This window comes from Streptomyces sp. NPDC087428 (assembly GCF_044744085.1).
GTDB lineage: Bacteria > Actinomycetota > Actinomycetes > Streptomycetales > Streptomycetaceae > Streptomyces.
Window position 1 is genome coordinate 173,089 of the sequence record NZ_JBIUXR010000008.1, and the last position, 11,568, is coordinate 184,656.

The 11,568-nt window shown below is 72.5% G+C and carries 8 protein-coding genes and 1 pseudogene; 4 read left to right on the top strand and 5 right to left on the bottom strand.

Annotation, left to right across the window (positions count from 1 at the left end):
* Positions 1-36: 36 nt before the first annotated feature.
* The 4 genes from ACIO3R_RS18675 to ACIO3R_RS18690 all read right to left on the bottom strand — a co-directional run bounded on the left by ACIO3R_RS18675 (position 37) and on the right by ACIO3R_RS18690 (position 5,931).
* Positions 37-1,590: an FGGY family carbohydrate kinase gene (locus ACIO3R_RS18675; protein ID WP_402106831.1), complete on the bottom strand. Its 1,554-nt coding sequence runs from the start codon at positions 1,588-1,590 to the stop codon at positions 37-39.
* A gap of 82 nt (positions 1,591-1,672) precedes the next feature.
* On the bottom strand, positions 1,673-3,115 hold the full coding sequence (locus tag ACIO3R_RS18680; protein WP_402106833.1) for an MFS transporter: 1,443 nt from the start codon (positions 3,113-3,115) through the stop codon (positions 1,673-1,675).
* Between the two features lie 261 nt (positions 3,116-3,376).
* The gene (locus tag ACIO3R_RS18685) at positions 3,377-4,930 is read right to left on the bottom strand and encodes an N-acetylmuramoyl-L-alanine amidase (RefSeq protein WP_385353983.1); all 1,554 of its coding nucleotides are present in this window, start codon (positions 4,928-4,930) and stop codon (positions 3,377-3,379) included.
* A 239-nt stretch (positions 4,931-5,169) separates the two neighbouring features.
* On the bottom strand, positions 5,170-5,931 hold the full coding sequence (locus ACIO3R_RS18690; RefSeq protein WP_385036382.1) for a nitroreductase family protein: 762 nt from the start codon (positions 5,929-5,931) through the stop codon (positions 5,170-5,172).
* A 274-nt stretch (positions 5,932-6,205) separates the two neighbouring features.
* Between ACIO3R_RS18690 and ACIO3R_RS18695 the strand changes: the two genes are divergently transcribed.
* From ACIO3R_RS18695 to ACIO3R_RS18705, 3 genes are read left to right on the top strand one after another with little or no spacing between them, the layout of a single operon-like run.
* On the top strand, positions 6,206-6,439 hold the full coding sequence (locus ACIO3R_RS18695; RefSeq protein WP_385353987.1) for an acyl carrier protein: 234 nt from the start codon (positions 6,206-6,208) through the stop codon (positions 6,437-6,439).
* The gene (locus tag ACIO3R_RS18700) at positions 6,436-7,683 is read left to right on the top strand and encodes a beta-ketoacyl-[acyl-carrier-protein] synthase family protein (RefSeq protein ID WP_402106836.1); all 1,248 of its coding nucleotides are present in this window, start codon (positions 6,436-6,438) and stop codon (positions 7,681-7,683) included. Before ACIO3R_RS18695 ends, ACIO3R_RS18700 begins: the two co-directional genes overlap by 4 nt.
* 45 nt (positions 7,684-7,728) lie before the next feature.
* Positions 7,729-8,646: an alpha/beta fold hydrolase gene (locus tag ACIO3R_RS18705; RefSeq protein WP_402106838.1), complete on the top strand. Its 918-nt coding sequence runs from the start codon at positions 7,729-7,731 to the stop codon at positions 8,644-8,646.
* Between the two features lie 19 nt (positions 8,647-8,665).
* On the opposite strand, the gene ACIO3R_RS18710 is transcribed toward ACIO3R_RS18705, so the two are convergent.
* Positions 8,666-11,092, bottom strand: a complete 2,427-nt coding sequence (locus tag ACIO3R_RS18710) for an endonuclease/exonuclease/phosphatase family protein (RefSeq protein WP_402106839.1) — start codon at positions 11,090-11,092, stop codon at positions 8,666-8,668.
* A gap of 103 nt (positions 11,093-11,195) precedes the next feature.
* On the opposite strand from ACIO3R_RS18710, the pseudogene ACIO3R_RS18715 reads away from it, so the two are divergent.
* Positions 11,196-11,564, top strand: a pseudogene (locus ACIO3R_RS18715) (hypothetical protein); the annotation flags it as partial.
* Positions 11,565-11,568: the final 4 nt, after the last annotated feature.

An 11,568-nucleotide genomic window follows, 5' to 3' on the forward strand; every position in this document is an offset into this window, starting at 1 on the left:
GTCGGGTACCGGCCGCCGGCTGACGGTGAGGGGCCGTCAGTGGGGGGTGAGGGGGGTGAGCGCGGGATCCTTGAGGTGGGCGATCAGCACGTCGCGCCAGGCGGCCCGCTGGGCGGTCCGTTCGTCCGCGCCGAGTGACGGCTCGAAGATCCGGCCGTGCGGCTGCGCCTCGACGACCTCTTCGAGCGAGCCCCACAGGCCCTGGGCGACGCCGGCCAGATAGGCGGTGCCGCGCAGGCTCGCGGTGGCCGAGTCGGCGACCCGCTCCAGCGGCAGGCCGGTCAGGTCGGCCTGGATGCGCAGCAGCGGGTCGCTGCCCGCGACTCCGCCGCCGACCCGGAGCCGGGTGAACGGGGCGTTCATCGTGGCGGCGACCCCGTCGACGAGGTCGCACACCGAGTGCGCGATGCCGTCCAGGACGGCGCGGGCCAGATCGGCCCGGGTGGTGGCGAGGGTGAGCCCGGTGAGGGCGGCGGTGGCCTCCGGATGCCAGACCGGCGTACGGACCCCGGCGAGTGCCGGGACGAAACGCGGGGTGCGGCCCGGCCGGGTGGGGACCCGGCCGGCCTCCTCACCGAGCTCCTTCGGCGAGGCGAACAGGCCCAGGTCGTCGCAGAGCCAGCGCAGCGCCGAACCCGCCGTGGAGGTGTAGGCCTCCAGGCTGTAGTGGCTGATGTCGCCCTGCCGCCGGCCGGGCTGGGCGAGCACCCCGGAGATGTCCGGCCGGGGCAGGGCGGGTGTGGTGCCGGTCGCCGCGTCGACGAACGCGCCGGTCCCGTACATGCACATGCCCTGCCCGGCGGCCAGGCCGCCGAGCGCGATCAGTGCGGCGTGCTGGTCGCCCATCGAGGCGGCCAGCGGGACGGCGATGCCGAGGGCGGCCGGGTCGGTGGTGCCGAATCCGGCGTCGTCCGAGCGGAGTTCCGGAAGCAGGTCGAGGGGGAAGCCCAGGTGGCTGATCCACTCCTCGTCCCAGGCGTGCCGCTCCAGCAGGTAGCCCCCGCTGGACGCGGCGTTGGTCGGGGTGGTGGCGTGCACCGCGCCACCGGTCAGCCGCCAGATCAGCCAGGTGTCGACGGTGCCGAAGAGCAGCCGGCCCTCGCGGTGGGCGGCGGCCGCCTCCGGGTGCGCGGCGATCTGCCGGGCCGCCCAGAGGAAGGGTGCGCGGGCGCCGACCGGCCGGCCCTGGCGGGCGGTGAGGGTGGCGTCCCACTCCGCCTCGTGAGCGGTGAGCTCGGTGGCGTACCGCCGGTCCTGCCACACCACGGCGGGCAGCAGCGGCCGCCCGGTGACCCGGTCCCAGAGCATCGCGGTGGCCCGCTGGGTGGAGAGCGCGACCGAGGTGATCGCGATGCCCTCCGCCCGTGCGGCGCCGATGGCCCGGCGCGCCACCTCGAGGGTGGTGGTCCAGATCTCCATCGGGTCCTGCTCGACCGAGAGGTCGTCCGGATGGCTGACCTTGATCGACCGGTAGAACACCTCGTGCGCGGCGCCGGAGTCGAGGACGACTCCGGCCCTGGTGCCGGTGGTGCCCTCGTCGATGGCCAGCACACCGCGTCGTGGGGCGGCGCCGGGGAGCGTCTGCGTCATTGCAGCCCTTTCATTGCGAGCATCGCGAGCTGTACGGAGGGGGAGAGGGACCATCGTGTGGTGCGGCAGGCGCGGCGGACGGTCAGCGCGCGGTCGAGGACTCCGCGGATTCCCGCTCGTCCGCCGCGGCGGTGCGCGGCGACGCCGCCTCGTCGGGCGACGCGGCCTTCATCGGGTCCCACTTGATGGCCAGACAGGTGATCATGCCGAGCAGCGGCACGACGGAGAGGACCAGGAAGGTGTCGGCCAGGCCGAGCGACTCCTTGATCTGCGGGAAGAGGTACAGCCCGGCGACACTGCCGAAGCTGCCGACCATTCCGGTGACACCGGTGCCGAGCGCACGCACGTCACTGCTGTACGAGAGCGCCGCGATGGACTTGCCGTTGGCGCCGGGGCCCGCGGAGTGGCACAGGATGAACAGCACCGGCAGCAGGAACGCCACCGCGGTCGGGACCTTCTCGAAGGTCAGCCCCATCGCGATCAGGGCGACGAAGACCCCGCCGAAACCGGCGGCGGAGCTGAGCCGCAGCCCGAGCCGGCGGCCGAAGTACGCGGACAGCAGCCCGCCCGCGATGCCGAAGGCGTTGAACACCATCGAGCCGATCGTGGCCTTCTCGAAGCTCTCGCCGAAGATCGTCAGGCTGATCAGCGGGAGGTACCAGCCGACCGCGAAGTACTGCATCGACTGCCCGAGCGAGATCACCGAGGAGAGGATGGTGCGCGGCAGGTACTCGCCCTTGAAGAGCAGCCCGGCCTGGCGGAAGCCGATGGCGGGACCGGCGGCCGCGGCGCGGGTCGCCTCGTCCGGCTTCCCGGCGACGGCCTTGATCCGGTAGATCCGGTCCAGGTTGAGGACGGCCTCGTCCAGCCGGCCCTTGCTGGCGAGCCAGGTCGGACTCTCCCTGAGCATCAGCCACTGGCCCACCAGCAGTGCGAGCGCCACGACCGCGGCGGACCCCACCGACCAGCGCCAGATGTCCGCGCCGACGTCCAGGTTGAAGAAGAGCAGGGCCAGCGCGAGATTGCTGGTGGTGGCCACGTACCAGACGGCCTGCCACAGGTTCAGCCGGCCGCCGAGCTTGGCGGGGGTGTACTCGGCGAGCAGGGCCATGGCGACGGCGAAGTCGATGCCGTACGCGATGCCCACCAGGACCCGGCCGAGCCAGACCACGGTGAAGTCGCCGGCGAACGCGGCGAGCAGGGCGCCCGCGATGGCGAAGACCTTGGCGATGAGCAGCGGGGGGACCCGGCCGATCCGGGTGGCGAGCCAGCCGCCGATGGGGTTGAAGATGATCGCCAGGGCCGGAGCGGTGGCCGTGAGGATCGAGACCTGCGTACTGGTCAGCTCCATCTGGGACGTCATCGGTCCCAGACCGGCGCTCAGCGCCGCGTTCGAGTAGGCGTCGAGGAACAGCCCGCCGAACACGAGAAACCAGATGACTTGCGCCCGGCCGGTGATCTTTCCCAGCCCATCGATGAGCGCAACGACGTCGGCGACGCCTTTGACGCTCGGACGTTGTGCCATGAATCCGCCTTCGAGGAAGACCCATCGGCGGCACGGGGAGCACAAAAAACAGGCATGACGAAACCACCGACAGGTGGTCTATGTCTGTGCCTGTCAAAACACTGCGGAAAGCGCCGCAGCACGTGAAGTGCGACTACACGAGGAGATTAGGAAGACGTCAGGAGAAACGTCAAGGGTTTCCGGCGGGTTACTCAAACGTGACGTTCTGGCGTTCCCGCACGTCACGGGCGGGGAGCCGCGCCCCGCCCGTGACCGGGTCCGTCAGCGGCCCGCCTGCAGCGCCGCCCAGGTGTCCGGCCCGACGACGCCGTCGGCCGTCAGGCCCCGGCTCGTCTGGTAGCCGCGCACCGCCGTCGTCGTCGCCGGGCCGAAGCTCCCGTCGATGCCGACGGCCGAGCCGAGCGTCGCGGTCAGCGCCCGCTGGAGCCGCTTCACACCGTCGCCCGTCGCGCCCTCCCGGAGCGTCGCCGTGCTGCCCGCCGACAGCAGGGCGGTCCAGGTCCTGGCTCCCACGACGCCGTCCCGGTCCAGCCCGTGCGCCGCCTGGTAGGCCGCCACCGCAGCCGTAGTGGCCGGGCCGAAGGCGCCGTCGGCCGCGCCGGCCGCCTGGCCCTGCTCGTTCAGAAGCTGCTGGACGGCCTTGACCTGGGCACCCGTCGAGCCGCTGCGCTGGGTGGCGTACGCGGTGAAGCTCAGCCCGTCGGGGGTGGTGCCGCCCCCGGTGCTGCCGCCCACCAGCTGCATGTAGCGCGTCCAGTCCCAGTTCGGGCCGGGGTCGGTGTGGTCGTTGCCCGGCGCCTCGCTGTGGCCGATGATGTGCGCCCGGTCCTTCGGGATCCCGTACCGGTCGCACAGGTACGCGGTCAGGGCCGCCGACGACCGGTACATCGCGTCCGTGAACCAGGACGGGTCGTCGACGAATCCCTCGTGCTCGATACCGAGCGCGGAGGAGTTGGCGCTGCGCGCGTGGTAGGCGGTGTCGCCGTCGCGGACCATCTGGGTGATCTGGCCGTCGGAGGAGCGCACCACGTAGTGCGAGCTCACCTCGGACGCCGGGTTCTGGAACCAGCTGATCGAGCCCGCGTACGAGCCCTGCGTGACGTGGATGATCACCTTGTCGATCGCTGCCGAGCGGCCCGTCGCGAAGTTGTTCGCGTCGGCCGGGACCCAGAGCGCGGCCGGGTAGTCGGCGCTGCGGGTGCCCGGCTCCGCGCCGGCGAGGGAGCCCTTGTGCGGGGAGACCGGGCGGCCCGTCACCGAGACGCGCTCGCCGTCCGGGGCGACGGTGTCGAGCCCGTCCGCGAGGAAGGTGTAGACCGTGTCGGCGTAGAGGACGGCGGCCGGACCCCCGGTGCCGCTGTACCGGGCGACGGCCGGGTACCAGGCGTCGATGTCCGCCCGGTCCCGGGCGTCCAGGCCCAGCTTGTCCGCGTAACCGCGCAGCACCGCAGCGCCGCCCAGGATATTGGCCCCGGTGTCGGTGCGGAGGTCGTCCGGGGACTCGCCGGTGAGGTCGGCGGCCCGCTCCAGGGTCCGGTTCTCGGGGTTGTCTGCGAGGTGCATCACGCCGTAGCCGTTGGCCTGGCTGGGTTGTCCGGAGTGGCCGTCGAGGCGGGTCTCGCCGTATCCGACGGCGGCGAGCAGATCGCGCGGCACGCCGAACCGGCTCGCCGCCCGCTCGAAGGCCCGGTTCATCGGGTGGCCGGGGTCCGGGGCGGCGAGGGCCGGGGTGCCGGTGAGGGCCAGCACGGTGGCGGTGAGGGCCGCCAGCGCGGATGCGCGGGCCTTGGTGTGGGCTGCGGGGCGGCTGGGCATACCTGCTCCTGCTCTGTGGGGGGAGAAGAACGGCCCCGGGGCCCTGGGAGGGTTGGGCCGAGGGGCCGCCGAGCCCGCTCAGGCTAGCGATCTGTCGAGTGCATGACAATCAACGTGCCGCGTGTCGAACCCTCTTTCACCCCAATGGAGTTGACGTGTGGCTCTGGGTGCACGCACCCGGTGCCGCCGGGTGACGGCCCGGACCCGGGGGATACCCGGATCCGGGCCGGTGGGCCTGCCTACCAGCGGTCGCGGTGGATGACGTCCGCCACCGGGCGGCGCCGGACCGGACCGAAGTTGCCCTGCGGCCACCCGACCGGAACGGCGGCGAAGGTCTGCATGTCCTCGGGGATGCCGAGGGCCTCCTTCCACTCCTGCTCCAGCATCAGGTGCCAGATGGTGACGTTCGCCGCGAGCCCCAGCGCGCGGGCCGCGAGCAGCAGGTTCTGCACCCCCGGGTAGACGCAGGAGCCCTCGGCGAGCGCCTGGAACCTCGTCTGCGTGCTCGTCATGTGCTCCACGCCCGCCGGGCCGAGCGCCTGCGCGTACGCGACCAGGCCCTCCTCCTCGATCCGGGGCTCCGGGAACCGGTAACAGGGCACGACCAGCACGGGCGTCTCGGCGAAGTGGTCGCGCTGGTACTCGATCGCGGCGACCATCCGGCCGTACGCCGCGTCGTCCATGCCCTTCGGCGCGTACTTCCCGGTCGTCGCCAGATACGCGTCCACACACCGCTTCCACAAAGGTGCCAGACGCGCCATCACCTCACGGTCCGTCACCACGACGTACTCGTAACACTGCATGTTGCCGCCGCTGGGACCCCAGACGGCGGCCTGTATGAGCTGCTCCAGCGTCTCGTCCGGCACGGGTTCCGGTCTCAGGCGGCGCATGGCGCGCATCGTGGACATGGTGGAGAACAGGGCGCGGGCGTCGGCGGAGAGCTCGGCGGACGGTGCCGATTCGGCCTGTACCGAGGCGGCCTGTGTGGATTCGGTGTTCATGATCGCGGAGTTTACGGGCGAACCCCCTCCAGGAGGAGCCCTGTCCGCCGGTCCCCGGTGGCGGGCGGCCCCGTTCCGCCCCCGCCGATCCGGCCCGGCCCGCGTCCCGAGGATTCGTACACCTGCCCAACCCTCCCACCGCACGGGGGAACGCGGACCTGAGCCACTGCCGACAGGGCGTATAAAGGGTGCCTCCGGACCGGCCGGCGTCCCCCGATGGCAGTGACCTCTCACGCGGCAAGGCGTCACCGCGTACGACAGCGGAGGAGTGCCCATGAGCACGGCAGACGAGATCAGCACCTTGCTGGTGGCGAACTTCGGAACCGATCCCGTGGCGATCCGCCCCGAAACGTCGCTCCGTCAGCTCAGGCTGGATTCCCTGGCCCTGGAAGAACTGCGGCTCCTCATCGAGGACCGGATGGGCGTCGACCTGGACGACGTCGAGCTCACCTCGCGCGACACCGTCGCCCAGTTGGTCGACGCCGTGCAACGCAAGGCCGCGGCATGACCGCCCGGTACCGCCCCGAGCCGTTCGCCGCCGCCGTCACCGGCATCGGCCTCGTGACCGCGGCGGGCGTCGGCACCGAGGCCACCTGGCGCGGGGTGTCCGAGGCCGCCACCGCGCCCTGTGTCCCGCACCTGCCCGAACTCCAGGGCCTGCCCTGCGACTTCATGTACACCATCACGGACCTCGACACGCGGGCCGTGCTCGGGGTGGCGACCCAGCGCCTCATGGACCGCTTCTCGCAGCTCGCCGTCATCGCCGCCCGCGAGGCCGTCGCGGACGCCGGGCTCGACCCCTCGGTCTGGGACAGCTCCCGCGTCGCCGTCGTCATCGGCTCCGCGCACGGCGGTCTGCCCTTCTACGACGCGCAGCACACCGCCCTCACCGAGCGCGGCGCCCGCCGGGTCTCGCCCAAACTCGCCCCGCTCACCGTCGTCAACGGCGCCGCCAGCAGCGTCGCCACCGACCTCGGCGCACACGGCCCCAGCCAGGCCGTCTCCACCGCCTGCTCGTCCGGCACCGTCGCCCTCGGCACCGCGCACCAGATGCTGCGCACCGGGGCGTGCGACATCGTCGTCGCCGGCGGCGCCGAGTCGGTCCGCTCCCGGCTGCTGATCGCCAGCGCCTGCCAGCTGAAGGCCGTCTCCACCCGCCGGGACGACCCCGAGTCGGCCTGCCGCCCGTTCGACACCCACCGCGACGGCTTCGTCGTCGGCGAGGGCGCCGGACTCCTCGTACTGGAACGCCCCGAACACGCCCGCGCCCGCGGCGCCACCGTCCGCGCGCACCTCGCCGGATACGGCGCGTCCAGCGACGCGTACTCCGCCGTCGCGCCGGACCCCGAGGGCCTCGGCATCGAACGGGCCCTGCGCGCCGCCCTCGCGGACGCCGGAGTCGGCGCGGCGGACATCGGACACGTCAACGCCCACGGCACCTCGACCGTGGCGAACGACCTGATCGAGACGACGATGCTGCGCCGGGTGCTCGGCGAGCACCCCCTCGTCACGTCCACGAAGGCCATGACCGGGCACACCCTCGGCGCCGCGGGCGGCATCGAGACCGCGCTGACCGTGCTCGCACTCCAGCACCAACTGGTCCCGCCCACCGTCAACCTGGACGCCCCCGACCCGGAGATCCCGCTCGAAGTGGTGAGCAAGGAGGCCAAGCCCGGAGCGTTCGACGCGGCCGTCAAGACCTCGCTCGGCTTCGGCGGGCACAACGCCGCACTTGTCCTCACCAGGGCCTGACCACGCAGCGCACCCCAACCGCCGGACCTTCTAAGGACGGTCACCATGCCCGACGAGATCATCCGGAACCTGTCGGTGCACGGGCTGCGCTACAGCTACCGGACCCTGAGACAGCCCTCGCCCCGCACCGAGCCGGTCATCGTCCTCGGCGGCGCGCTCCAGGGGATGTACGGCTGGCCGCAGATGGACGAGCACCTCGGACCGCGGGCCGACGTCGTCACCGCCGACCTGCCCGGCATGGGCGGCGCCGATCCGCTGCCGCCCGGCACCGGCGACGACATCCTGTACGCGGCCGTCACCGGCATCATCGACGACCTGGGCGCGGCCCGGGTCAACCTCTTCGGCTTCTCCTACGGCACGTCGATCGCGTTCGGCTGCGCCCGGCAGAATCCCGGCCGCATCGCCCGGCTGGCGCTCGGCGGCGTACCGGCCCACATCAGCGACGCCCAGCGGGCCCACTGGGGCCGGGCCGTCGACCGGCTGGCCACCGGCGACATGGAGGGGCTCGCCACCCTGACCGCGGAGGCCCTGATGTGCCTGGACCCGGAGCGCACCGTGCACCGCAGGGAGCTCGCCCGGCGCTACGTCCGGCGCTCGTTCCTGCACGCGCTCACCCACTCCCCGCACGCCGCGCAGTCGCTGCGCCGGGCGCTGGGCCACCGGCCGGACTACTCCGGCGGGCTGAGCGGTGTGCCCGCGCTGGTCTTCGCGGGCGAGCACGACACGGTGACCTCACCCGAACGGCAGCGGGCCTTCGCCGCGACGATCGAGGGCAGCCGGTTCCTGACCATCGGCGACTCCGACCACTGGGTGGTGCTGGAACGCCCCGATGACGTCGCGGACCTGGTCGCCCGCTTCTTCACCGACCGCCCGCTGGAGGCGGCGCCCGCCCTGGGGCCCCTCGCGATGCCGCGTCCGCGTGCGGGCTCGGCGGGAGCGGCCCTGCCGCAGGCGGGCGGCTGAGCCGCCCGCCCGCGCGGGATCAGTGGTGCCCGTGGTGTCCGTGGCCGGGTCCGTCGGCCCGTACCCGCACGATCTGCGGGTCGTGGTCGCTCGCCTGGTCCGCGAACTCCGCGTTGATGTGCACCACGTCGTAGTCGAAGCGCCGGATGCCGGGGCTCGTCAGGATGTGGTCCAGCGTCTGCGAGTTGCCCTCGTACACATAGCTGTACCGCTCGTTCGCCGGCAGCGTGCTGATCAGCGGCTTGAGCGCCTTCCCGGCGGTCAGCGCGGACATCGTCGGCGAGAACGCGAAGTCGTTCAGGTCGCCGAGCGTGATGACCCGCGCCGACTTGTCCGCCGCCAGCAGTGACTTGACGAAGGTGTTGACCTGCGCCGCCTGCTTGACCCGCTTCGTCTCCGAGCTGCGGGCCGGTGCCTGGTAGCGGCCGTGCAGCGGCTGGTCGCCGCCCTTGGAGGTGAAGTGGTTGCCGATGACGAACACCGGCTCCCCGCGGAAGCGGAACTCACCGACGAGGGGCTTGCGGCTGTCGGACCAGGACTCGTCCAGCGGGCTGATCCGGGCGGGCGAGGCCGACAGGGTGACGCCCTTCTTGGTCCGTACGGCCTTCACCGCGGTGGTCGCGTCGCCGCCGGCCCGGTCCACGAAGGAGACCCGGGCGGGGTTGAAGAGGAAGACGTTACGGATGTTGCCGCCGGGCTCGCCACCGTCCTTGCCGTCCTGCGGAGCGACATAGCGCCAGGAGTACCTGGGTCCGCCCGCCGCGACGATCGCGTCGGTGAACCGCTTCAGGGTGGCCTCGGAGCCGACCGTGCCGTCGTTGACCGCACCGTTGTCGTCCTGGATCTCCTCCAGCGACACGATGTCGGGGGAGGCCAGATTGACCGCCACGCCCTTGGCGAGGGTGTCGAACTTGCCCTGGTCGTCGAGCGCGTCGAGGTTCTCCACGTTGTACGTGGAGACGGCGAGTTCGTCGCGCTTCTGCTCCCTGGTGACCTCGCGCTTCAGGTGCCGGTCGGTGAGCGTGCCGAGCCGGGTGGCCTGGAGGCTGTAACCGCCGAAGGAGTCGTAGTCCAGCACCCCGGTGGTGGTGCCGGACAGCACGTCACCCACGTTCGCGACCGGGACGGGCCGGGTGCTGTCGAGCGACATCACCTTGATCCGGCCGGTGTTCTGGTCGGTGTACGAGGCGTACAGCGTGCCGCCGCGCCGGGTCGGGTTCTGCTTCGGCTCGACGGTCACCCACACCTCGCCGTACGAGCTCGTGGCGCCCGTGACCCGGGTGTCGGCGGTCTCGACCCGGGTGCCTTCGAGCGACTCGTAGAGGTCGAGGGCGTACTTCGCCGGTTCGAGGGGCAGCGCGTCGATCGAGCCGCCGTCCGCGGAGGGGACATAGCCGCCGGGCACCGAGGCCGCGTCGAGCACCACGGGTGCCGGGAGCGCGTTGCCCGAGGAGAGGACCGTGGTCCTGGGGGCGGTGATCTCGGTGACGGACTGCGTGGTGGCCGACGGGTAGTACTCGTCCACCGTGCCGCTGACCAGCACCGAGTCGCCCACCGAGACCGTCGGGGCGGCGGAACCGGTGTAGACGAGGACGCCCTCGGAGGTACGGGGGTCCGCGTCCGGCGAGGGGTCCTGGATCCAGAAGCCGCGCGAACCCGTGGTGCGTACCGCCGTGACGACGCCGGGGACCCCGGTCACCGCCTGGCCGTCCAGCGGGGAGACCCGGGTGGTGCCCTGGATGTCGTGCACGCGCACGGTGCCGGGCTCGGTCGGGTTGTCCGGGTCGCCGGGGCCCTCGCCGCCCGACGTCTCACCGGCCGCGTTCACCGGCGTGGGGGCGCCCGCGGACAGGTCGGCGGCGTTGTCGTCGGTGTCCGCCAGCGAGGCGGCACGCGCCACGGAGGCGGTGGCGGAGGCGCCCGTCGCCGGTCCGCTGCCCTCCCGGACGACCGCGGAGCCGTAGCCCACCAGGTCGACGACACGAGTGTCGGAGGCGCAGTCGGCCGCCGTCTTGCAGGTCAGCGGCGCGGTGCCGGAGACCAGTGCGACCGTGCCGCTCGCGGCGGCCATCGCGACGGTGCCGGTGGCATCCGGTGCGGGCAGGCCGACGGTACCGCCGGTGCCCGCGGCCTGGGCCACCAGATAGCGGCCGCCGGGCGCGACGGCGCCGGTGAGCGGGGACACCTGCCACTGCGAACCGGCGGACGGCGCCCCGGGAAGGTACTGGACGCTGAACCCGGACAGGTCGTACGCGGCGGAGCCGGCGTTGGCCAGCTCGACGAAGTCGCGGGTGAGTGTCGCTCCCGAGTTCCCGCCGCCCCCGTACACCTCGGAGATCACGGCGGTCGAGGACGGGGCCGCGAAGGCGGCGGGCAGCGCGGTCGCCGAGAGGGTCACGGCGACCGCGCCGGCCAGCAGGACGGAACGTGGTCTGGATATGCGCACGGAAACTGCCCCTCAGAGTGTGATGAGGGAGCACAAGCTATGCGCGTAGAACCGGCGATGACAAGGCATCAGAGGTTAATTCCAGAAATCGCTGCGCCATCCGGCCCAACGTGGCCGCCGTCCGCGATCCGGACCGGCCCCGCTCCTGGCCGGCGAGCCGTTCGGCGCGCGGGACGCCCTCACCCGGATCAGGATGCACGGTCTGCTGCGCGAGCTGTACGAGCGCCACCGCCCCGCGGTGCTGCTGGTCACCCATGACGTCGACGAGGCCGTCGAACTGGCCGACCGGGTACTCGTCCTGGAGGACGGCCGGATCTCCGTCGGCCTCACCGTCGATCTGCCCGCCCCGCGCGCCCGGCGCGACCCCCGGTTCCAGGTGTACCGCGACACGCTGCTCGACGCCCTCGGCGTGCCCCGGCCCCAATCCCGGAGCCCCAATCCCAGTCCCGGCCCCGGACCCGCTCCGAAGTGAAGGA